Here is a 23990-nt window from a genome sequence, read left to right on the forward strand (position 1 = left end):
GTTGCAGTCCGTGGTTACCATTCGGGATCATACGCTCCTTTAGGCAAAGTGATTTTCAAATCCTCTTCCGTCAGATCCAGCCATTTCATACAGCGGCTCACCTCACGCCCCAACAAAATTTTCTTGTCGATCATGGTATTAACGATCGGTCGCATGATCTGCCAATACACACGGCTGGCTTTGCCTTCACGAATCAAGGCTGAAAACTCGGGCTGATAGGGGTTATAGCCAAAGTGTTTGAGGTCAGAATACATACACAGCCAATTGATCGGATAGTTGGTCAAAATCGGGTTGGTATGACGTGTGCTGGGCACCAGTTTTAAACGCACTACTTCAGACATGATTTTATCCTGACTGTACGGCCAGGCGTGAAAGGGAGCCAGGTAGCGCGGGAACTGCGTCCCTTGCGGGTAATCGTGCGGATTGAAAAAATAGCGCAATTCGTCCTGACTAAAGACTCCTGAAGACTTCAACGCCGGTGGCGTCCAGTCGGTTTCTTGGATCAACTTCGGCGCAAACTCGTACAACATCCGTTCCGGTTCGGGCTGTCCCGGAGAGTAGCCGGCAAGCACCAGGGGAATATTTTTCTCTTTGGCCAAACGGATCGCATCACCTTCAAACAGGGGGGCATAAACATAGGAGATGGTATAGACGGCACCACGCTGTTCCTGGTGCTGAAACAGATAGTTAAAAAGCTTTTTATACAGAGCCGGAGACGGGCTGTAGGAGATGTGATCAACATCGAGTTTTTTCAGCGTCGTGCGAATATTTTTCCACGCCAGATCGGGTATATTGGCGTTGGTCGTATAGGCCAGCACATTGAGCTTGTACTCGACCTTCAGCTTATAGAGCAGATAGACGCTGTCCTTGCCGCCGCTAAAGGGAACCAGACAATCATATTCACCGACACCACGACACTCCTGCAAGGCTTTTTCCAGGTCTTCTTCAAACTTCTGGCGCTCCTGCTCTTTGCTCTCAACCACTTTCTTGTCGTAGTCTTTGCAAAAATTACACACGCCATCACTGGCGATAGTGGTGCCTTCAACACTCTCTGGCAATAAACAGTTTTTACAGGATTTCATCACGCGCCCCCTCATTATAATGTTGATTCAAATTTTAAGAAAATCGCCGGCAAAACAATCAGGTCAGCCACCACGGCAAAAAGCATGATCAAGGAGCAGAGAAAGCCGAATTGAATGGTTGGAACGAAACTGGCAAACAGCAGAATGGCAAAAGCCCCGGCCATGATCAACGAGGTGATAATAATGGGATGCCCTTTATCAACAAGAGTCTGTTCAACCGCTGCGGCAACCGTTCCTCCACTCTGCCTGAGATGTTGATAATTGCAGATAAAATGGATGGTATCATCAACGGCGATGCCGATTGCGACTGCAGCAATAATTGCCGTGGCACTGTTCAAAGGAATGCCCAAAACTCCCATCACCGCGAAGTTGAGTAAAATCGGAATCAGATTAGGAATCAGAGCAATCACCCCCAGCCTGATCGAGCGAAAGATAAATACTGTCGTCAGCAGAATCAGCACCAAGGCCAAAGCCAGACTTTGCACCTGGCTGTTAACGATCAAATGGATCAATTTGTTGACCATCAGGGTTTTTCCAGTGATTCGGACGGTCAACCCCTCCGGTTCAGCGACCTGTTGCAGGTAGACATTGAGGTGGTGCAAATACTCGGCGACAACACTGGAACGATGTTCGGTAATCCGTGCGGAGACCCTTGTCCAACGACGCTCGCCATCCATGAACCTTTCCAGCTCATCCCCGTCATACAACAACAGGTATTGGGCAGCCATCGCCCGACTCTGCGGCAAAGAAAAAAAGCGCGGATCATCATTATGGAACGCCTTGTTCATTTCACGGAAGAAATCATTCGCTGACGAGACCTGACTGACAATCGGCTGCCGCTCGAGATACTGCTCAATACCCTCAACAATGGCAAGAGTCTGTGGTTCCAGCAATTGGTCCGCATCCGGTGTCATGAGGGAAATTTCTATCGTCTCGACACCACCAAGTTGCTGATCCACAAACCGCGACGCCTGAGATACGGCACTGTTGGCTTTAAAATAGCTCAACAGATTCGTTTCCACCTCAATCGACAAAGCGGCCCAGATCGACAACACAATCAGCACGACGCTACTCCAGACAACCACACTGTGATGCGCAACCAACTGACTGGAAAGTCGTTTCAGCGAACGGCGTAACACAACTTTTTTCTCTTTTGCAGGACCTTTCAACCCGGTTTTATGGCGCAAAAAACAGATCCCCACTGGAATCAGCGTCATCGTCAACAGAAACTCGGCCATCATTCCACCAGCTGCGGCCAAACCGAAGTGTCGAATCGGCGGAACCTGACTAACCGCGAGGGAGGCAAACCCAATGGCGGTGGTAAAACTGGTGAGAAAACAGGGAACCGCCAAATGCACCAGAGTGCGACGTATGGTATCGGTGACTGCTGCGTCATGGCGATTCTGTTTCAAAAATACGGTAAAAACATGAATGCTGTCGGACACGGCCAGAGCCATAATCAGAGGCGGAAGAATCGAGGTGATCGGACTCATGGCCCCGCCGATCAAATTCAAAAACGCCAGAGCCCAAACAAGACACACCCCGACATTGGCAATGGACAAGACAATCGCCCAGACATTGCGCAGAGCAAACGCAACCAGAATCACCAGCAAGGCAAATGTCATCGGCATGAACACCAACATGTCGCGATTCATAAAGCGACTCATATTGACATCGGTATTGATCCAACCGGCAACATGCCAGGCAAATCCCTGGTATGGCGACGCACTTGAAGCAAAGAGTGCTTCGACTTTGTCGACCAGCCGTTCATCAAAACGCGGATCATCGCTCCGGATGGGGCGAATCAACAACAGGGTGGCTGTTGAGGTTGAATTGACCAGGCGACCGCCAATCAGGCTGCTGTCCAGAGCCTGCTCCCGCACCTGATTCTCTTGGCTCGGGTTTGCAGGTAAAACATTATAGAGCGGCTCAACCATAAAATCGTAGTCGGAACCGACAAACCTCTCAACATTGCTCAGACTGACAACATCATCAACTTCCGGCAGAGACTCCAGGCGCACGGTCTGTTCATCAAGGTAAGACAGAATGGAGGAATCAAAAATATCGTCAGTCGAAAATGCCACGACCAGAAACTGGTCTTCACCGAACTGCTCTTTGTACTGCTCATAGAAACGCAGATCAGGATCATCTTCAACAATCAGCGACTCGACGGAAGTTTCAGAAGGCAAAGTCGCATAATAATAACCAAAAATTCCGGTCAGGAAGATAAGGACAAGCAGATAGAGCCCGGGCGATTTGAAAATGGCCTGACAATTTTTATCGACAAAATTACGGATCATTATCGCCACCATTTAAGGGTGTAGGCTGTGAAATCGAAAAGCCAACGGGCCATTTACATTGAGGATTGTGCTAACTCCCTCTAAAACACAATGTTGAGTTTGGCATAAACCTGATCCGCCTGATCATAGGAGCCCAACCACGTCTCTCCATCGCCGCTGAAAATATTCACGCCGAGTTCACACTCGGTATTGGGAAAATATTTCAAAGTCAGATTGGGCTGCACATAACTGCTGCCATCGCTGAGTGTATAGTTGAACCGAGTCGCGATATCAAGATTGCCGCGCCACAACGATTTGCGCAATTCTCCCAGCAGGGCAACCGTATCCTCGTCAAAATAAAGCAGCTCTTTATCGTAGTGGAAAATGTGCAGCCAAGAAGTCTGCACATTGAAATACCACTCCGTTTCTGATGTATAATCAATACCAGTCACCAGTTGCCCTACCTCATGACGACTTGAAATCAATTCAGAGGTGAGAAACGCCACCTTGTCAATGTAGGCAACTTCACCACGGAAGCCGATCAGGTCAAAAGTTGTCTCCCACTCCGCGCCAACGACCTTCTGCCGCCTGAAACGTGCTTCAACCGCTTCATCTGTCAAAACGGCGCTACCCAGCAATGTGATCGGATCCGTTTCCGGATCACCGTCATAACGGATATTCTTGACAGGAAAGCTGACAATAGTCGGCAAAGTCTCCCAACCATAGCGATAACTCAGAGCATAATCCGCTTGATCAGTCTGCCAGCTCATGCGAAAGGCACCGGACATATTCTCAAGAGAATCCGAGGGTTTTTCTTCATGGACACGCAAATCTCCAGCATAGGCCCTAGCCGCAGAAGAGAGTGCGGGATGAGTCAGAATCGATTGCCGCAGATTGCGGTAAAGAGCCCAGTTGGAATCAAAATAATCAATCTCAGATTCTTCAAACCAGGGGCTGACAATCGCTTCAAAAGAAACAACCTTGCCATAGGTCCGTAGGCGAACCAGCCACGATGGCTCTTTGCGGTCTTCGAGATCAATGGTGACAAACTGACGCAAATCTTCGGGATTGATGCAATCCAACGGTGAGAGCTGGTCACTCTTCCCCCAGCGAACCCGTTGTTTGCCCACAGAAAGATCCCACTGCGGTCGATTCAAAGAGAGATACGCTTCGTAGAGCGTAACATCGGTATCCTCATCAGCGGCTTCAGCATCGTAGTAGAGTCGGTCCACTTCTACCGTCACACGACCGTGTAGAGGCTGTTGTGAAAACGCCTTCTCCAGATCTGCGCCAAAACGCGCCTGGAAACGGTAAAAATCATCATCTTCAGCACCTTGGCTGTCCACATCATACGCTGTATAGCCCTGCAATTCTCCCCAGGTGGAAACCGCCAAAAAAGGCCCTTGTGACGCGGCAACATCCTCAATCGGTTCAACAGAAAAAAACGGGTCCGAAACACTCGGTTGTTGCACAACGCTCGCGGCGGACTCCTTATCCGTTGAAGCGGGTAACGCATCAAGAACAACAGAGGCATCAGGCACCTCTGGAACAAGCCCGTCCGAGCTCTGATGGGAAAACTGCAGAACAATCATCGGGCTGTTTGGCGTCGAGAGCACTTGGCAACTCAATGGTTGTTGCAGATCGAAAACAATGCGCAATGTTTTGCCATGAACGCCAAGACGAATGTTTTCCAGACGTTCATCCCCAACATGTCGTTGCCATGGCAGCATTTTATCCGGCTGCGTTGACTGAAGGTCAAGATAGCACCGCGGCGACAGGTGGTCTGTCGCCGGCAGATCATGACGGACGAAATGGACCGGTGCGTCAAGCTCGAGCGTGACTACAGTGGCGTGTGCAGAGGAGTCGTAATGGATGGTTTTCAATTGGGCGGCATGTAACGGAGCAACATCAATAACGAAAAACAACGCCACCGCTGCGAACAGTTGCAACAAACGACCGACAAAAAACGTCGAGCCCGTCGTCTCACTCAACCGCTGTCGTGTCAAATATCTCACATCCATCCCCCAAGCCCACCACTTAACGTTCCATAGCGCGTGTCGTGAACTGATGATCCGGCAAACCGCAGTTATAACGAACGGTTTGTGTTTTCAGCCGCGTTTTATGCTCATCGTCATGGTCTTCCATCAGCACGTCCATTTCCGTCGCTATTCCGTCGACGATCTTGAATGTCTGTACTGTATATGTTTTGAACGGTTGTGACTTTTTGTTCCAAAAAATGGTTTTCAACGGCAAGAAAGTCTCCCTGTCGATCCAAGAGGCAATCTTGCGGTATTGCGTTTCCGTGTCGGGCTTCGGGGTACTGATCAGTTGATAACAATTGCGTCCGGCAATCATTTGCTCCGCGTCCAGCCGATAGGTCCACTCATCCAAAGGATGACGCTGCATGTCTTCGTAGGTGAAATCCGAGTTCACGAAACTGCGTCCTTGCTGAGCCGCAACAATCCGACGAGTTCGTTTGAGCGCCGGCAAATAAAGATGCTGACGCGTGGAATGATCCTGCACATCTTCAATCACCAGAAAAGCGGTCCCTTTGATATCGGCTGGAGAGAGAAAGCGAATCATCACCTTACGCTCATCAGGTGTGTCTTTTCGCCGCGTTGTCATCTGGCGGGTGCGCACATGGCCGCTTTTACTGATCAGCTCCATGGTGCCAACCATCTCCATATCCTCACCAACATCGCGATGATAAACCCGCTCCGCCACCTGTTTTGCTGTCAGAGAAGTCGCATTATCCGTAGCGCCACAATCCGTGGCAAGCACGCCGAAAAGACCCAGACAAATCGCAACAGATTTCACACGGGTCATTTGTTTTCCGAACAACGTGATGTTCATCAAAAGTTTATCTCCCTGACACGTCCAAAAACGCCATCCAAAACCATTAGAAAAAACTTGTTTAATGATCTTAAAACCATAGCGAGAAAAGGTTCAAAGTAAAGCTCTAAGGGGCAAAATTCTTACGGCAGCACCGTTGATTCAGACGCGTGAGAATCCTGACTTTGCTGTTTTAACCGCCCCAGTTTGAGAGGAAGATAGTCCAGCGTTGTCTGATAGCCTAATTGGTAGAGTCGGTCCTTCGCCGGGCGAGAAAGTGAGAATTCCAGGGGGGAAAATTCCTCAGTTTTGATCAACAGGGTTTTTGACCAATACAGATCCGCCACATATTCGCGCGACAATGAGGTCAAAAACGTCCGAATCAGCATCAGGATATATTCCGGCAGAGGGAAAAAACGGTTGCGGAAGGTTTCGCGGTGGCTGCGCGAGGAACGCAGACGAAAAAACACCAGAGGCTTGCCATGGCCACCCCAATCCTGGCGCAGCGCATCTTCAGCCAGAATGCTGCCATCGACCAGGAGTTTTTCACCAAAGGGCTTGTAGGTGAAAAAGAGCGGAATGCCTATCGAACAACGCACAGCGGCAGCAACTTTGAAATCTGGAGTGGTTTCACGATCAAAAACCACCGGCTGCTGTGAAAAAACATCTGTAGCCACAACATGCAGATCAATCGGCAAGTCACGGAACGTCGCCCCCTGCAGTTGTTCATCCATCCACTGCTCAAAACGCTCACCGGATGACAATCCGCCCCTGCGAATCAGACTGGGCAATGAAAAACCACGGAACTGGGCAAAATCAACCTCAAGAGCCAACTGTTGCAAACGATCGACGGGCAGACCGGCGCAGTACAGAGCCGCCACCACACTCCCTCCTGACGTTGCGACCATGCGACTGATACGAATCGGTAACTGCTCCAGAGCGCGCAGTACTCCAACATAGGCAGGCAGCCGCGTGCCACCTCCGGCAAAGACGGGAATAATTTCGTCCGGGGTAAACATCAGTCGTACTCCCTGGCCAGGGTAAAGACCAAATGCGCCCTCATGCCCATTCAGGTAAGTCGGTCGTTAGAGGTCAAGAACCATTAAAGTCCAAATTTTTCCACATACCATGCAACAGTTTCTTCGATCCCGGCAGCCACCCGATATTGAGGAGCGTAATTCAAAAGCCGTTGTGCCTTGGCCACATCTGCCTGGGAGTGGCGAATATCTCCGGCGCGAAAATCACGATAAACCGGCTCATGCGCATAAGCGACACCATGATGCTGCATTGCCACCTGCATCGCACGAAACAGCTCATTGAGGGTAATGCGATCTCCCAGAGCAACATTATAGACCTGATCTTTTGCCTCCGGCACGGCGTGCGCGGCCAGCAGATTGGCCTGAATGACATTGTCAATAAAACAAAAATCCCGACTTGTTTCACCATCGCCATTGATGTAAACAGGCTCATTTGCCAGCATCGCTGCAGCCCATTTCGGGATGACGGCAGCGTAAGCCCCTGTCGGATCCTGACGCGGACCAAATACATTGAAGTATCTCAATCCCACACAGTTGAAGTCATAGGTCTTGGCAAACACTCCGGCATAGACCTCGTTAACATACTTTGTCACGGCATAGGGCGATAGCGGCGTTCCGATCACTTCTTCCACCTTTGGTAGCGCACTGTGATCGCCATACACTGCACTGGAAGACGCATAGGTGAAACTTGCAACATCTGCCTGACGTGCGGCCAGAATCATGTTGAGAAAGCCATCGATGTTACTTTGGTTGGTAGCAAGCGGATCATTAATGGATCGCGGAACAGACCCCAGAGCCGCCTGATGAAGTACGTAATCAACCCCCGAACACAACCGTTGACAAACCTCAGGCTCGCGAATATCCCCTTCCACAAAGGTAAAACATTGCCATTGTTCACGAGAAACACGCTGTTGCACTTCGTCCAGATTATGTGGGTAGCCGGTAGAAAAATTATCAAGACCAACCACACTCTGGTCCAACGTCAACAGCGTCTCAACCAGATTGGACCCGATAAAACCGGCACAGCCCGTCACAAACCACACCTTCGGAGTCTGTTTAAGTTCAGCTTTTAATGCATCATAATCCATCACAACAAGTCACCTTTACAGCCCAAAGAGCTCACGCCAAATATTCGCCATTGTGATTATAATGCCCAGTAGATAAAACCTTCAGCTTCAGCCTGCTGGGGAGAAATACACCCCTTAACATCAATCAACACCGCTTGGCTGTTGCCGTTGCTGCACATTCTTTTCATCTCATCAAAGGAGATCGACTTATAAATTTCATGGGCAACTGCCCACACAATCGCATCGACCGGACCGACCTTTTCCAGCGAGGTCAGCTCAATGCCGTATTCGTGCAACGTCTCCTGCGGATCAGCCACGGGATCATTGACAATAACATCGATGTCGTAGTCTTCAAGTTCGCGGACAACATCAATTACCCGGGTATTGCGAATATCAGGGACATTTTCCTTAAACGTTAATCCCAACACCAGAACCCGGGCTCCTTTGATGGTTTTACCGGCACGAATCATTTTTTTCACAGTGTTTTCAGCCACATATTTCCCCATACCGTCATTGATCCGCCGACCGGCGAGAATCACCTGGGGGTTATAACCAATCTCTTCGGCTTTATGGGTCAGATAGTAGGGATCGACACCAATGCAATGACCACCAACCAGCCCCGGAGTGAACGGCAGGAAGTTCCATTTCGTCCCTGCGGCCGCAAGAACATCACGCGTTGGAATATTTAATTTTCCAAAAATAATCGACAATTCATTCATCAACGCAATGTTGAGATCACGCTGGGTATTTTCAATAACCTTGGCTGCTTCCGCGACCTGGATCGAGCTGGCGCGATGGACACCAACAGTAATAACCATTTCATACACACCTGCGACGGTATCGAGAGTCGCTTCATCCTGTCCGGAAACAACCTTGATAATTTTGTCGACGGTGTGAACTTTATCGCCCGGATTGATCCGCTCCGGTGAATAGCCCACGGTGAAATCCCGGCCACACTGCAAACCGGAATAATCCTCCAGCAACGGCACACAGATCTCTTCCGTCACCCCGGGATAGACCGTCGATTCATAAACAACAATGGAGCCCGACTGTAGATATCTCCCCGCAGTGATCGATGCTGAACGCACCGGCGTCAGATCCGGATTATTATTCGCATCAATAGGGGTCGGCACCGTAACAATAATAAACGCAGCCTCACTCAATTGAGCAGCATCGGCGGTATAGGTAATTTTTGTCGCTGCCAGATCTTTAGAACTCACCTCCCCGGTAGCATCATACCCCTGTTTAAGGTCTTCAATTTTCTTTTGATCAATATCAAAGCCGATCACGTCACAGCAAGTGCCAAAAGCAACGGCCAGAGGCAACCCTACATATCCCAGCCCGACAACAGCAACCTTGCTTTTCCCGCTACGAATATCCTCAATTGTTACCATCTGTTTCATCCTTTTCTACGACATAAAGTAAGCACATGTAATGCCAAAGAGGCTCATTTCTGTTGAAATCGTTCTCCATCCCAACTGGATCAAAAACCGATCCAGCAACCACCGTGCAAGCATTCTCAACCAAACATGCGATTAAACAATCCCTTTCAATCCTACATCAGCTCCACACGAGAATTTCCGATCTCGCTGACACCCCAGTTCAACCAGCCAGTAATTATCCCGGAGAATTCTTTCTGCCTGACGTGGATTATGTCCATCACTACCGATACAGGCATACATCCCATGTTGCTGCAACAGCATTGCCAGTCGTCTGGCATTGGCGCCATAAACACCGTTAAAGCTACCGAGATCCGCCTGCAGTAAACAGCCCTGATCCACCACATCACGCAAAGCAACAGGCAACAGATCCGCAGGATGACGAGTCAACCAACGTTGAACAAAGTCAACCACAGTCAGCTGAAGTTTGCCGGCAAAAAACCGTTCAGGATGCGCCAGAACCGGCTTCAGACCTCTTTTTTTTATCTCGCACACAGCTTGCGGCAGCATGCGGACATCCCCTGATGAAGGCAGTTCAAATAACAACAGATTTGTTTTGCCCAGTGGCATTGGATGCTCAAGACGACCAAGAAAAAAATCATCCAGATAATATTCCATACCTGTTTCCAGCTGCAGAGCAATCCCCTCACGATCAAGCTGCTGCTGCAACGCCGCAACTGCAGCACTAACCTGTTCACCGGAAAAATCATACAAGCCAGTAATACAATGCGGAGTGCAAAAGACCCGCGAAAAACCTGCTGTCACCAGTTGTCGTGCCATCGCTATGGACTCTTTTTCAGTGCGACAACCATCATCAAGCCCCGGAAGAATATGACAATGACAATCGATCATAGGCACTCATTTTTTGTAAAGACGCACATCAAATATTTTTACAACCCATTGATTTGTTTTGAGTGAAGGAAGGGCAAAAGAATTAGCACTCCGTACGTTAAAAATTCCGACAAAAACTGTCGAAATTCTTAACAACAATAAAAGTCTCCCTATGAATGAAGGGCTCCCGGTAGACAACCCTCATAAATACTGCGACTTAGCAAGAGTAGTCCAAACTGGGCGGCCCAGCAATGCCCGGCACAACTTTTGCTTATATTATTTATTACATTCTAATTTTACGCACCTATTATCTATAACGCAAATTTTAGCATTTGTTAATGCCTAAAGGAGATTCACATGATGATCTATGTTCAGTACTTCGGAGGGCAATATGATTACGTCAAGCCGGACATGCTTGACAACAAACTGATGTCAGGAGAGATTCGGAAGTTCTTGCGTGCTAACGGCTGGGCTGTTGTTGGCCAGGACCCGATCCGAAAGCCCGATTCCGACGAACACCACTACTTTGGCAAAGAGCGCCGCAGGAGCTTTCATTGATCTACAGAACCAAAAGTTAAATACACTGAAAGAAACGTGCTCAAAAACCATCGAGGACTCCAGATCCCCCGACAAAAGCCGGGGGATTATTTTTAGAGTAATCGGTGGTCGCTACAGCCTATGAAACATCATACGTTACCAGAACTGCCACTGCTCTGTTCTTAACACATAAAGCCCCAAAGCCAGATTTGCAACGAAATGACTGAGGATACACTGAGCAATGCTGCGAGTTCGATACAGAAGAAAATTAAACAACGCGCCTGCGGCCATACCTGCAAGAAACAGGTGATGCTCCAACCCGAATAAAACGGTCGTTACCAGAAAGGAAAAGACACTGAACCGACCAATAGCCACCTGCATAAAATTTCCATCAATGGCATAGCGGATCAAAAATGAGCGCCAGAAAATCTCCTCCATCACCGGCACCACCAAAACAGCACCAAAAAGACGCGCAATCACCATCATCTCACGCATGCCCTCTTCCGCAAAAAAATTAGGGTTAAATCCCTGCGACTCCCCCAATGTTGCGAAGTCCCAGGTCATATGGATCCACAACCAGAAAATCCCTCCACCAATAGCGATACTCAACACGGTATGCCGCCATTGAAGGAGGTCGGAAAACCGCACCTCGCGATAGTGGCGCCAACAAACCACCAACACAGCAGCGACCAACCCCACTTTAACCGGATAAAGGTAGAGAAAACTCGCTTCTGAAAAATCGCCAGACTGGCCGACGAGGTAACGCAGCCCATCTTCAATTCCGATAAACGCCATATACAAAGCAAAAGGTAAAACACGAGTCCATAAATTTTTCTGCAAAATCCCCCCCAAGCCATCGTTGAAATTAATAAAAGACAACATAACGAAAGAAGGCTCTTCAAACCAGCAATTTAATTTGGCAAAAACCCAACAAGGGTTTCTGTGAAAAATTGAAAAAAAAAGACCCAGCTCACATTGATGTGAACTGGGTCTCTATTTTTTAAATGGCGCGCCAGGGAAGATTCGAACTCCCGACCTTCTGATCCGTAGTCAGACGCTCTATCCAGCTGAGCTACTGGCGCAACGGGTGATGGTTATCTCGCATTTGAGCGAGGTTGTCAACACTCTTTTTTGCTTTGCTGAAAATAAATGGCGAAGAGGGAGGAATTCGCCCACTTCGTCGCCAACATCACGTTGACTCCTGCGTCGGCTCACCTACACTCGCTGCCGCGGACATCCTGTCCGCTCTTCCGACATTAAGTCGGCGCTCACTCCGCTTCGAATCCCAACGAAGTTTGCTTTTAATAAATGGCGGAGAGGGAGGGATTCGAACCCTCGATACAGTTGCCCGTATAACACCTTAGCAGGGTGCCGCCTTCAGCCTCTCGGCCACCTCTCCGTTGTGCTTATGCGCTGTACTCCCTGCTGAATTATGATCAGCAGAAGCTTTAACTAAATGGCGGAGGAGGTAGGATTTGCCCACTTCGTCGCCAACATTATGTTGGCTCCTGCGTCAGCTCCCCTGCGCTCTCTGCCGCGGACATCCTGTCCGCTCTTCCGACATTAAGTCGGCGTTCGCTCCGCTTCAAATCCTATCCAGCGGATGCTTTAACTAAATGGCGGAGGAGGTAGGATTTGAACCCACGGTACTTTCGTACAACGGTTTTCAAGACCGCCGCCTTAAGCCACTCGGCCACTCCTCCGTACTTAACTTATTTTCCCGTGATCCGCTCCAGGCCACCCATGTAGGGGCGTAATACTTCCGGAACGATCACGCTGCCGTCCTGTTGCTGGTAGTTCTCAAGAATCGCCAGCAGGGTGCGACCAACGGCCAGTCCTGAACCGTTGAGGGTATGTACGAACTCCGGCTTGGCACCTTCTTCACGGCGATAACGGATCGCGGCGCGACGGGCCTGAAAATCCCGAAAGTTCGAACACGATGAAATCTCGCGGTACACGGATTGTCCCGGCAACCACACTTCAATATCAAAGGTGCGTGCTGCAGAGAAGCCGATGTCTCCGGTACACAGATCAACAACGCGATAAGGCAACTCAAGAAGCTGGAGAACCTTTTCGGCGTTAGCCAGCAATTTGTCCAGTTCAGCATCCGAGTTCTCGGGAGCAACGAACTTGACCAGCTCAACCTTGTTGAACTGATGCTGGCGGATCAACCCACGGGTATCACGACCATGTGATCCGGCTTCCTTGCGGAAGCAAGGAGTGTACGCGGTATAACACAATGGCAGCTGTTCTGCACCTAAAATTTCATCTCGATGAATATTGGTTACAGGAACTTCCGCAGTGGGGATCAGAAAGTAATCCGGTCCTTCAACGTGGAACAGGTCTTCCTCAAACTTGGGCAGTTGGCCCGTCCCCGTCATGGAGTCTCTGTTTACCATAAAGGGCGGAAGCATTTCAACATATTTGTGCTGCTCGGTATGCAGGTCGAGCATGAAGTTAATCAGAGCGCGTTCAAGACGGGCACCCGCGCCTTTATACAAGGCAAATCGGGCACCTGTGAGCTTTCCCGCCCGTTCGAAATCGAGGATATCCAGATCTTCACCGATGTCCCAATGGGCCTTGGCTTCAAAAGCAAATTCACGCGGCGTTCCCCAACGACGGATCTCGATATTATCGTCTTCACTGGTGCCGACAGGAATGCTCTCATCGGGCAGATTGGGAATGGTCATCAAGATGGCCGACAGCTTATCGGAGATCTCGCGTAATTCCTCATCCATCCGCTTGATCTGGGCCGACACCTCTTTCATGCGAGCGATTTCACCCTGGACCTGGCTCTTATCCTTGGTCTGGCCAATCACTGCCGAGACCCGGTTCTTTTCAGCCTTGAGGCTTTCCACTTCGCCAAGCAGCTCACGCCGCTGTGTGTCGAGTTGACGAAACTCATCTAGGCGGATTTCCGAACCACGGGTGGCCAGACGTTGTTCAACCTGTTCGAGATTTTCACGGATAAACTTAATATCCAGCATGACCTGCTCTCCTTATCGCTTGCCCGGCAGGACAGCGCTTGTCGTCAAAAAACCCACATTTCCTAACACTTCTGTCCGCTATCGTCAACTCCCTTTGCATTTTTTCCATGCACCCACCAGTCACTGTTGTCATCAAACCACCAACGGCTGGAATCCGTCGTCCAGATGGCTTCCGCCAATTCACGGGCTACATCGGTCTGCAAACGACGTACGGCAAAGGGATACCACTCGTCCGCATAACGGTTACCGAGGTCCTTGTATTCTTTGAGCGCCAGAATCATTTCCAGCTGATCGGCATCATGAGCCAAACAGGCTTCCGGGGTTTCCTTGTCGACAAATTCACCGAGGGTCTGCTTATACTGTTCACCAAACGGCAGCGTGGCAGCCAGATCGTCAATGGCTTTTTGTTCATCGGCCTGGACATACTTCTTATTGACGTAGTTCAAGTCGCCAATGCGCGCTTCCGGAACATCGTGAAACAGACACAGCATCACCACCCGCCCACAGTCGACCCCTTCGGACAATTGCGCCAGGGTATAACCGATCATCGCCGTACGAAAGGAATGCTCAGCGACCGATTGCGCCCCGGAACCGAGAAATTGAAAGCCACTGCGAGGTGTGCGCTTGAGCATCCCCACTTCAAACAGAAAATTGGCCAGATTTTTCATCCTTACCCTCCAAGATGAATCGTGAGAACACCAAGTAAAATCAGACAGGCTGCGGTCACACGCATACGACCATACGATTCGCGCAGAAACAGCAATCCGATCAACACACCAAACAGCACATTCACCTGACGCACGGGCACTGCATAGCTGACCGGAGCCAGGCTCAAACCGTAGCGAAAAGTGAGAAACGACCCTAGCATAATCGGCCCTGAAGATAAAATGAGCCGTTTATGCTGACGCCACTCCGGTAAAATGCGGCCACGGTAACGGTTCCGGCACAGGTTCAGTGACATGATCACCACCATCATCATCACCAGGATATAGGTGAAAAAGAAAGGGGAGTAATCCATGACACCGCTTTTGTCGGCAATCGAGCCGATCGAGTAGATAAATCCGGCCGCCAACGCCGCACGCACGGACGGGTTGGACAGATTACGCAGCGGGCGCAGAATTGAGTGCAGCGAGAAATCCGGCAACTGAACACAGTAGGCGCCGGCAACCACACACAACACTCCAATGACACCACCCACCGTGAGCTGCTCATGCAGAAAGAAGACCCCCCACAGCGGCACATAGATCATGGAGGTTTGTGCCAACGGGTAGGTGAGAGACAGATCACCCTGACGATAGGCAATACCGTTAAACAGATGATACAGAACAAAGCATGTGGCGCCGATAATCGCCCACAACCACGTCAGTGCATGAGGAACCGGAAACGGCTCTGGAAGGAACACCATCACCACATTCATCAAAAAACCGGAAGCGACAAACATCCACCAGATAAAGACGGTCTTGTCACCACTCTGCTTGACCTGGAGATTCCATAACGCATGCATTAAAGCTGAAAAAACGATAAAAAATAGCGCGATGGTTTCCATATGCTAACCTTATTGCATCCACCTAACGGAAAACAGGTTTTAATAGCTGACAAGTGACAACGGCAAGTGTTAAAAAACGTAACCGCTAACAAATAAGCCAAATGTAATATAAGTATGCGAATAGATAAAAAGGAGACGCCATCATGAGTGCGCTCAACGGTAGCCTCAGCACGACCTCGCTGCCTGAAATCCTCCGCCAGTGCTCCGTGCAGCAGAAAACCGGCACGCTGAACCTGACTCAGGCGGGAGTCGATAAAAAATTGTATTTCAACAAGGGCCAGCTGATTTATATCACGTCCAACAAACCGGGAGAACGGGTTGGCGAATACCTGATTCAACGCGGCGACCTGACCCGCTCCTGGGCCGGATTCCTGCTCAAAGACAGTAAACGCAACGGAGTGGCATTCACCCGCAGCCTGCTGCAAAAAAACATCTTCGACAAAGATAAACTGCAAAAAGCCCTGTCCGACCTGGCCAACCTGGCTCTGGCCGATGTCATGAACTGGACGGTCGGCAATTATGAATTCACCAACCTTCTTCCCAAGCAAGCCCTTGAAGGCCCTATTCAGATCAGTGAAGCCGATGCCCTGACTCAAATTCTGCAAAGTGGCAGACAGGAGGGGGGGACTGCCAGCACAGATGACATCCTGCGCGACCTGGCCCGGACCATTGTTGCTGATGATTTCACCCTGCCCTTACTGGCAACAACGGCCTCAAAATTGGAAAAATGCTGGGAAGACGATGAAAAAAGCAGCGATGAGATCCTCGACCTGGTTCATAAAGATCAGGTCCTCAGTATCAATCTGTTGAGAGTAGTCAATGCCTCAGTGGCCCATCCACCCAAACAGTGCGTCACGGTAAAACAGGCCATGGAACTCTACCCCCATGAACGTCTGATAGGCATTGTCCTGGCCCAAGCCGCCAATGCCCACTCGCCCAAACAACCGGACACCGTTTCATTGCTGTTGCAGCACGCCTTGAGCTGTGCCTGCCTGGCGGAACAGATCGCCGCCCAACTGGGAGAGGATATCGAAGAAGCCTACACCTGCGGCTTGCTCCATAACATCGGGAAAATCCTGTTACTACAGATCCTTCCCGAAAACAACATCCCAGAATCACAACTGCCGAAACTGGTGCAGGATTTTCACCAGAATTCAGGAGCTCTGCTGTCACGGCGCTGGAACCTGTCGCCCAAACTCCACGACTGTATTAAAAACTACTCGGCTCCGGAAAAAGCCAAGGAGTCACAGATCCACGTTGAAATCGTCTGCCTGAGTCACAATCTGCTGCAGAATGAAGGCGACCTGGACAGTTACCAGAAGCAGTGCCCAACCATCGATTTCGATAGACTCGACATGGACAGTTTACATGACAGCCTGGAACTGATTGACGAACTGGCGACTTCGACCTATTAAGCAATTACACGTGCAAGCTGGCAATCAACTCCGGTCCGAGCACTTTGCGTTGCCACTCTTTCATGCCATCAATCGCCATCAGGTCCTGAGCGTTGCGAGGCTGGCTACGCGCCACCGCCTCGAGCAATGCATTATTGATCACAATTCCCGGATCCATCTCCAACTGTTTGGCTTTGTCGCTCCGCCAGCTTTTCAGACGGTTAAAACGCTCTTCAGCGGCAACATCACGCACTCGACGTTCGCGACGCGGGAAGTGGGGCAACTGGTCTTTGTCCACCGCCTGTCCCGTTTCGATCTGTTTGAGGACCGCTCGGCCATAACGATCAGCCAGACGCGCCGGAAATTCTTCGAGATCTTTCAACGCCTCCATGGTGGTCGGCATGTGGCGCGCGGCACTGAGCAACGGCTTGTTACCCACGACTTTATACGCGGGGCAATCGCGCCGCTGCGCCTCTTTCTCACGCCACTCCAGCAGGCATTCGAGAATTGCCAGGGCTCGCGGTGGCATGGTCCCAGCGCCCTTGATGCGCAGAAAAGCCGGGCCATCATGCACTCTGAATTTCGCCTGCTCCAACAGGCGAAATTCCTCTTCCACCCACCAGAGACGATCTTTTTCCTTTAGTGCCGGTTCAAGTATCGCCACAAGTTTTTCCAGATGACGGGTATCTTCAGCTGCGTAGTGGCACATCTCCGGGGACAAGGGTCGCTTCGACCAATCAGCCCGTTGAAAACGCTTGTCGAGAGTCACATCAAAGTACTTGCCGAGCACATCCGCCAGACCAACCTTTTCCTCGCCAAGAAACTGGCTGGCAATCATGGTGTCAAACAGGCCTCTGATTTCAATATCAAAATCGCGCGCCAGACAACGGATATCGTAATCTGCGGCATGAAATATCTTGCGGATGGAAGAGTCAGCCAGCACCGGCTTGAGCGGCGCAAGATCACCTGCTGCGAGAGGATCGAGCAAGACCGTGGTGTCGTGATAAGTAAACTGCAGCAGACACACTTTTTCCTGATAGGAATGCATCGAATCCGCTTCCAGATCAACGGCAAAGACCGCGCAGGTTTCAAGGTCTTTTGCCAAAGCGACAACAGCATCATCCGTGGTCAGGATCGGTGGTAACGTCATTCAGTTAAACTCCTTATTTCTCACGCTGTTTCAGCAGCGTTTCGACAATTTTTTTGTGGCTGCCATGCAGCGGCCAGTCTGTCAGCTCGGCTTCTGTCAGCCAGCGACAGGAAGAAAAAGACTCCGCCAGCGGAACATCCGCTTGCAGATAAAACGTGGTCACATCGACACGAAAGTGGCTGTAGACATGACGAACAACCCCCAGCGTCTGCAACGGTTGATCTTCGTTTCCAATCAAGATTCGGGCCTGATTCACCAGTTGCTGCGCAGATTGCGGCTGTTTAAAACTCTGTGACGGAAACTCCCACAAACCGGCCAGCATACCGGTCAGAGGCCGTTGTCTGACGGCAAAACGACCGTTGTGCTCCACCAGGACAGCCACTTCCTGACGCAACGGCACTGTTTTACGTTGCCGTTTACGCGGCAACTGGTCTTGAATCCCCTGTTGATAGCCCTGACACAAAGAGATCATGGGACACGCCACACAATTCGGCTGGCGCGGTGTGCACAATGTGGCGCCAAAATCCATGATCGCCTGCGCATAATCGTGACAGTGCTGTTGTGGTGTCAACTGAGCGGCCCACTGCCACAACTGCTTTTCCGCAGCGCTACTACGTGGATCATCTTGCCAGGCAAACAAGCGACACAACCCCCGCCGGACATTGCCGTCAAGGATCACACCGTACCGATCAAAGGCGATAGCACGAATCGCCCCCGCAGTTGAACGTCCCACACCCGGCAGAGTCATCAGCGCATCAACGCTGTGCGGAAACTGACCCTGAAACGCTTCACACACCTTTTGTGCTGCCGCATGAAGATTGCGCGCCCGTGAATAATAACCGAGACCGGCCCACAGTTCGATCACCGCATCAAGCGGTGCGCTGGCCAGACTTTCGACATCGGGAAATTGGTCAACGAAACGTTCAAAATAGGGGATGACCGCCTGCACCCCGGTCTGCTGAAGCATCACTTCAGACAGCCAGATCCGATACGGATCACGGCTCAGGCGCCATGGCAACTCTCGGCCGCAACGGTCGTACCACGCCAGCAATCGCTGCTGAAACACTGCCGCATTGACGGGATCAGTCATCAGCCCTGCTGCAAAACCTTGAGTGTGGCTTCCATTTCTTCACGAGTGCCGATGGAGATGCGCAGACCATGCTTGAGCAATGGATCACTGAAATGACGCACCAGAATCTTGTGGCTCTTGAGCAGTTCATAGACTCGCTCGCCATCACCATCGCCCGGGCTGGCAAAGACAAAATTACCCTGTGAGGGGATGATGCTAAAACCAATCTTTTCCAATTCTGCCGCAAACCAGTCACGGGTTTCACAAATCTGGGCCACCCTTTTTTTCAGATAGTCCTGATCCAGCAATGCGGCTTCGGCAGCCACCAGAGCCAGACGGTCCAGGTGGTAGTGATCGCGGATCTTATCCAACGCTGCCACCACCTCGGGTCGCGCCACGGCCAAACCAAGACGCATACCGGCCAGGGCATAGCTCTTGGACAGGGTACGTGTCACCACCACGTTATCGTACTTTTTCACCAGCGGCATGGCCGTCTGATCGGAAAAATCGGTGTAGGCTTCATCCACCACCAGCATACCGTCACACCGTTGCGCCAGATCTTCGATCTCTTCCAGGCTGAAGGTGAAACCCAGCGGTGCGTTAGGGCAGGTGAGAAAAAAGATTTTGCCGCTATATCGCGCCGGGAAGTCCACCAGTTTGTGATGGGCATCAAGAGCAAACGTTTTTACTTTGGCGCCCTGGATATCGATCAGGGTGCCGTAATACGAATAGGACGGATGGACAAACGCCACCTCGTCACCCTCGTCGGCAAAGGCGCGTATCAGGTTGTTGAGCAGTTCGTCGGAACCATTGGCCATGATCAGCCAGTCGGCGTCGAAACCGTACAGATCCGCAGCAATCTGCCGCGCTCGACGACTGCCGGCATCGGGATATTGACGCAGACTGGCACCATCTTCGCCCAACTCGGCGCGAATCGCTTCAGCCACCTTCGGCGAAGGTGGGTAGGGATTTTCGTTGGTGTTCAACTTGATCCACTGGTCGGCATCCGCCGGTTGAAACCCCGGCACATAACCGGCCATATCGGCAATCGCTTTTCGTAACACAATCATGCCTCATCCTTTTTCAAAGGGCCTTCGTACACTTCCAGCACATCGTAGCCGGTGGTCCGGCGCACCGGAGTGAACCCGGCCTGACGGGCCAGTTCAACCAGCTCCTGTTGCGTCATGCGAAACGACACACCCGCAGCAGCAACGACATTCTCTTCGAGCATGGTGCCCCCGAGATCGTTGGCACCAAAGCGCAGTGCGACCTGAGCCATGTGTGCGCCTTGAGTCACCCAGCTGGCCTGAATATTATCGATGTTATCGAGCACCAAACGCGACAGTGCCAAGATCTTCAGATAGTCCTGACCGGTGGCGGTTTCACCGCCCAACTCGGTGTTGGTGGGTTGAAACGACCAACTGATAAATGCGCTGAAGCCACCATGTTTTTCCTGAATCTCGCGCACCCGAAACAGATGCTCAACCCGCTGCTCTTCCGTATCGCAGGAACCGAACATCATGGTTGCCGTGGTCTTCATCCCCAGCTCATGGGCGACTTCCATCACCTCGGCCCACTGCCGCCAGCCAATCTTGTTGGGCGAAATCGCTTTGCGTACCTCATCGACCAAGACCTCGGCGCCGCCGCCGGGGATCGATTTCAATCCAGCCTGCTGCAAACGCTGCAGACACTCGCGCAAGGTCAAGCCCGACAAATGGGCGATCTGGGTGATCTCCGCCGGAGACAGCGAATGGATCTGCACCATGGGAAAACGTTCGGTGAGCTGACGGAACAACTCCTCAAACCAGTCGATGGTCAGGCTGGGATGGACACCGCCCTGCATGAGCAACTGAGTGCCGCCATGATCAACCAACTCTTGAACCTTAGCGAAAATCTCATCGTAACTAAGCAGATACGCCTGATCATCGTCTTCATCGCAATAAAACGCGCAAAAGCGGCATTTACAACAACACACATTGCTGTAATTGACATTACGATCGACCACGAAACTGACCTGGCCGTCGGGATGGCGTCGTTTGCGCACCTCGTCGGCCAACCGGCCGAGGGTAAGTAGATCGACCTCACGCAGCAGAAACAGCGCCTCGTCACGCGTCAGGGCCTGGCCCTGGTCGATTCTTTGTTCAATCGTCGGCAACATCGTCATACACCCGCACCTGCTGATAGAGGGTATCGCGCTCCACGGGCAATTTGCCGGCGCCACGGATCTGACGCAGCAGTTCGGCTTTGCTCAGTTCCTGGGGAGAATCTGCGCCAGCATCGTGTCCGATCTTCTCCTCAATCACGGTACCGTCGAGATCGTTAACGCCAAAAGCCAACGCCACCTGGGCGATCTTCAGACCGAGCATGACCCAGTAGGCTTTGATATGTTGAAAGTTATCCAGATAGATGCGGCTAATGGCCAGGGTTTTCAGGCAATCAATCCCGTCCGGCCCCTTGGCATTGGGAATACGCGTGTTGTCCGGCTGGAATGCCAGCGGAATAAACGACTGGAAACCACCGGTTCGATCCTGAAGTTCACGCAATTTTGCCATGTGGTCGACGCGATCAGCATACCCTTCGACATGGCCAAACAGCATGGTGGCGTTGCTTTTCAAGCCACCTTCATGAATCTTTTGCGTCACTTCCAGCCAACGCTCCCCGGAGATTTTTTCCGGACAGATTTGTTGACGCACCTCGGCACCGAGAATTTCGGCACCACCGCCCGGAGTAGAATCAAGCCCGAGACGTTTCATCTCGGAAATAACGGTTTCCACCGGCAACTTGGAGATCTTGGAAAAATAATCGACCTCGACAGCCGTAAACGCCTTGATCTTCAGATTGGGGTTATTGGCCTTGATCGTGGTGATCATGCGCAGATAAAATTCAAATGGCAGTTCTGGATGCAGCCCGCCCACCATATGTAATTCGGTAGCACCGGCAGCACTGGCTTCAGCAGCTTTTTCAAGAATTTCACTGAGATGATAGGCATAGCCGCCCGGCTGGCCCGGCTCATGACAAAACGCACAAAAGCGGCACTGATTTACACAAAAGTTGGTGTAGTTCAGATGGCGATTGACATTGAAAAACACCCGGTTGCCGTTCTTCTTTTCGTTAATTTCAGCGGCAAGCTGGCCAATACCGAACAGATCGTCACTGTTGAACAGATCTAGGGCATCCTGATCACTGATCCGTTCGCCGCGCGCCACTTTGTCGCACACTCGAACGACACATTCACTTGATTCCATCATGAGTCTTCTCCCCAGCGGGTAAACAGGGCATGGGAGATTCCAAGACTGTCGAGCACTTTGCCGACAACGAAATCCACCAGATCGTCCATGCTCTGCGGCTGGCTGTAAAAGGCCGGCATGGCAGGCAGAATCACTGCCCCGGCTTGAGATAAGGTTAACAGGTTCTGCAGGTGCAGGGTATTTAACGGAGTTTCGCGCGGCACCATAATCAAAGGACGACGCTCTTTGAGCACCACATCAGCCACCCGTTCAATCAGGTTGCTGCTCAGCGCACAGGCAATACGCCCGACACTGCCCATGGATGCCGGAATCACCACCATGGCATCCGCTGCAGCCGACCCACTGGCCACCGGTGCGGTAAAATCCTGCTCCGCGTAACAATGCAGTAACGCGGGATCGGCATGGAAATAGCGGCGGGCCTGCTGTTCCAGTTCAGCCCCATCGTCAGACCAGTCCAACTGTTGTTCCAAGGCCAGCACCTGTCTGCCAGCACCGGACACCAGCAGCGACACCCGGCAGCGCTGTTTAAGCAGCTCATCCACCAGACGCAGTCCATACACAGCCCCCGAGGCCCCGGTAATGGCGACAGCAACGTGTTTCATAAAATCACCACATCAAGCAGTACGAAGACAAACAGCGTGACACTAATGTAGCCGTTCATGGTAAAAAAGGCCGCGTCCATCTTACTCAGATCCCCCGGTTTGACTAGAGTGTGCTCATAGAGCAACATAGCCGCCACCACGGCGACACCGAGCAGGTAGATCCATCCCAGACCACTGCCGGGAAACGCTAGCAACAGAAGCACAATCATGCCGATGTGAAATCCACGCACCAGTTTGAACGAGCCCTCTTCGCCAAGTTTTACCGGAATGGAATGTAAGCCCTGCTCGCGATCAAACTCCACATCCTGCAGAGCGTAGAACACATCGAATCCGGCCACCCACAGCAGAACAGCCAGTCCTATCATAACAATCGACCAACTGATATCACCGCGCAGGGCAATCCAGGCTCCAACCGGCGCCGCCCCCAGGCACAAACCAAGAATGACATGCGCATAGGCGGTAAACCGTTTGGCAAAAGAATAGAGCACCAGAAAAAACAGGGCGACAAATGACAGGTAAAAGCACAGCGGGTTGAGCATCCAAGCCGACAGGACCAGCAGGCCATAGGCGGCAAGGACCAACAGCCAGGCTTCCCAGCGCGATACCTTACCCGCCGGGATGTGACGATCGGCTGTGCGCGGATTGAGTCCATCAATGTGAGCATCGAGCAAACGGTTGAGGCCCATGGCTCCGGAACGCGCTCCGATCATAGCCATACAGATCCAGAACACCTGACCGATCCCCGGCAACGCGCCATTGGCCTGTGCAGCCATCACCACACCGATCAGGGCAAATGGGAAGGCAAAAATCGTGTGGGAAAATTTGATCATCTCCAGTAAGGAGCGGACTTTTTGCGAGACGACCGACGCCATGATCGTTCTCCTTTCCGT

General features: G+C 51.4%; 21 protein-coding genes and 3 tRNA genes. 2 read left to right on the forward strand and 22 right to left on the reverse strand.

The features are described from left to right. Window positions 1-14 precede the first annotated feature (14 nt). The 8 genes from DACE_RS00995 to DACE_RS01030 form a co-directional block, all read right to left on the reverse strand. Window positions 15-1082: an adenine nucleotide alpha hydrolase family protein gene (locus DACE_RS00995; RefSeq protein ID WP_005997600.1), complete on the reverse strand. Its 1068-nt coding sequence runs from the start codon at window positions 1080-1082 to the stop codon at window positions 15-17. A 14-nt stretch (window positions 1083-1096) separates the two neighbouring features. After that, the gene (locus tag DACE_RS01000) at window positions 1097-3382 is read right to left on the reverse strand and encodes an efflux RND transporter permease subunit (protein ID WP_005997601.1); all 2286 of its coding nucleotides are present in this window, start codon (window positions 3380-3382) and stop codon (window positions 1097-1099) included. A gap of 80 nt (window positions 3383-3462) precedes the next feature. Continuing rightward, on the reverse strand, window positions 3463-5376 hold the full coding sequence (locus DACE_RS01005) for a DUF1302 family protein (RefSeq protein WP_155808928.1): 1914 nt from the start codon (window positions 5374-5376) through the stop codon (window positions 3463-3465). A 22-nt stretch (window positions 5377-5398) separates the two neighbouring features. After that, entirely contained in the window at window positions 5399-6187 is a 789-nt protein-coding gene (locus DACE_RS01010) for an outer membrane lipoprotein-sorting protein (protein ID WP_162013576.1), read from the reverse strand. A gap of 149 nt (window positions 6188-6336) precedes the next feature. Then, a complete protein-coding gene (locus tag DACE_RS01015; RefSeq protein ID WP_005997604.1) occupies window positions 6337-7212 on the reverse strand; it encodes a patatin-like phospholipase family protein in 876 nt (291 codons plus the stop codon). Between the two features lie 83 nt (window positions 7213-7295). After that, entirely contained in the window at window positions 7296-8321 is a 1026-nt protein-coding gene (locus DACE_RS01020; RefSeq protein ID WP_155808930.1) for an NAD-dependent epimerase/dehydratase family protein, read from the reverse strand. A 53-nt stretch (window positions 8322-8374) separates the two neighbouring features. Then, window positions 8375-9691, reverse strand: a complete 1317-nt coding sequence (locus tag DACE_RS01025; RefSeq protein WP_005997606.1) for a nucleotide sugar dehydrogenase — start codon at window positions 9689-9691, stop codon at window positions 8375-8377. A 141-nt stretch (window positions 9692-9832) separates the two neighbouring features. Further along, a complete protein-coding gene (locus DACE_RS01030) occupies window positions 9833-10588 on the reverse strand; it encodes a tyrosine-protein phosphatase (protein WP_005997608.1) in 756 nt (251 codons plus the stop codon). A 336-nt stretch (window positions 10589-10924) separates the two neighbouring features. On the opposite strand from DACE_RS01030, the gene DACE_RS01035 reads away from it, so the two are divergent. Then, entirely contained in the window at window positions 10925-11125 is a 201-nt protein-coding gene (locus DACE_RS01035; RefSeq protein WP_005997610.1) for a GSU3473 family protein, read from the forward strand. A 135-nt stretch (window positions 11126-11260) separates the two neighbouring features. Here DACE_RS01035 and DACE_RS01040 read toward each other — a convergent pair whose 3' ends face one another. The 7 genes from DACE_RS01040 to DACE_RS01070 all read right to left on the reverse strand — a co-directional run bounded on the left by DACE_RS01040 (window position 11261) and on the right by DACE_RS01070 (window position 15637). Beyond that, a complete protein-coding gene (locus tag DACE_RS01040) occupies window positions 11261-11986 on the reverse strand; it encodes a CAAX prenyl protease-related protein (protein ID WP_005997611.1) in 726 nt (241 codons plus the stop codon). A 123-nt stretch (window positions 11987-12109) separates the two neighbouring features. Next, window positions 12110-12186 (reverse strand) — tRNA-Arg (locus DACE_RS01045). Between the two features lie 227 nt (window positions 12187-12413). Next, window positions 12414-12503: transfer RNA gene (locus tag DACE_RS01050), tRNA-Ser, on the reverse strand. Between the two features lie 218 nt (window positions 12504-12721). Continuing rightward, window positions 12722-12807 (reverse strand) — tRNA-Ser (locus DACE_RS01055). Between the two features lie 9 nt (window positions 12808-12816). Further along, window positions 12817-14091, reverse strand: coding sequence for a serine--tRNA ligase (serS, locus tag DACE_RS01060; RefSeq protein ID WP_005997613.1), 1275 nt, complete (start codon window positions 14089-14091; stop codon window positions 12817-12819). 62 nt (window positions 14092-14153) lie between these two features. Further along, window positions 14154-14759, reverse strand: coding sequence for an HD domain-containing protein (locus DACE_RS01065; protein ID WP_005997617.1), 606 nt, complete (start codon window positions 14757-14759; stop codon window positions 14154-14156). A 2-nt stretch (window positions 14760-14761) separates the two neighbouring features. Beyond that, the gene (locus tag DACE_RS01070; RefSeq protein ID WP_005997619.1) at window positions 14762-15637 is read right to left on the reverse strand and encodes an EamA family transporter; all 876 of its coding nucleotides are present in this window, start codon (window positions 15635-15637) and stop codon (window positions 14762-14764) included. 143 nt (window positions 15638-15780) lie between these two features. Between DACE_RS01070 and DACE_RS01075 the strand changes: the two genes are divergently transcribed. Further along, window positions 15781-17052, forward strand: coding sequence for an HDOD domain-containing protein (locus DACE_RS01075; protein WP_005997621.1), 1272 nt, complete (start codon window positions 15781-15783; stop codon window positions 17050-17052). Between the two features lie 4 nt (window positions 17053-17056). Here the strand turns inward: DACE_RS01075 and DACE_RS01080 are convergent, their stop codons facing one another. The 7 genes from DACE_RS01080 to DACE_RS01110 are packed head-to-tail and all read right to left on the reverse strand — an operon-like array spanning window position 17057 to window position 23972. Next, window positions 17057-18181, reverse strand: coding sequence for a ribonuclease D (locus DACE_RS01080; RefSeq protein WP_005997623.1), 1125 nt, complete (start codon window positions 18179-18181; stop codon window positions 17057-17059). Window positions 18182-18194: 13 nt separating this feature from the next. Next, entirely contained in the window at window positions 18195-19271 is a 1077-nt protein-coding gene (gene mutY / locus DACE_RS01085) for an A/G-specific adenine glycosylase (RefSeq protein ID WP_005997627.1), read from the reverse strand. Continuing rightward, window positions 19271-20320 carry a histidinol-phosphate transaminase gene (gene hisC / locus DACE_RS01090; RefSeq protein WP_005997630.1) on the reverse strand — a complete coding sequence of 350 codons (1050 nt, stop codon included), beginning with the start codon at window positions 20318-20320 and terminating at the stop codon, window positions 19271-19273. Before hisC ends, mutY begins: the two co-directional genes overlap by 1 nt. Then, entirely contained in the window at window positions 20317-21408 is a 1092-nt protein-coding gene (mqnC, locus tag DACE_RS01095; RefSeq protein WP_005997631.1) for a cyclic dehypoxanthinyl futalosine synthase, read from the reverse strand. Before mqnC ends, hisC begins: the two co-directional genes overlap by 4 nt. Next, window positions 21392-22498, reverse strand: a complete 1107-nt coding sequence (gene mqnE / locus DACE_RS01100) for an aminofutalosine synthase MqnE (protein ID WP_005997632.1) — start codon at window positions 22496-22498, stop codon at window positions 21392-21394. Before mqnE ends, mqnC begins: the two co-directional genes overlap by 17 nt. After that, the gene (locus tag DACE_RS01105) at window positions 22495-23100 is read right to left on the reverse strand and encodes a UbiX family flavin prenyltransferase (protein WP_005997633.1); all 606 of its coding nucleotides are present in this window, start codon (window positions 23098-23100) and stop codon (window positions 22495-22497) included. The genes mqnE and DACE_RS01105 overlap by 4 nt, the downstream gene beginning before the upstream one ends. Beyond that, window positions 23097-23972: a UbiA-like polyprenyltransferase gene (locus DACE_RS01110; protein WP_005997634.1), complete on the reverse strand. Its 876-nt coding sequence runs from the start codon at window positions 23970-23972 to the stop codon at window positions 23097-23099. Before DACE_RS01110 ends, DACE_RS01105 begins: the two co-directional genes overlap by 4 nt. Window positions 23973-23990 lie beyond the last annotated feature (18 nt).

Source organism: Desulfuromonas acetoxidans DSM 684, from assembly GCF_000167355.1.
Taxonomy (GTDB): domain Bacteria; phylum Desulfobacterota; class Desulfuromonadia; order Desulfuromonadales; family Desulfuromonadaceae; genus Desulfuromonas; species Desulfuromonas acetoxidans.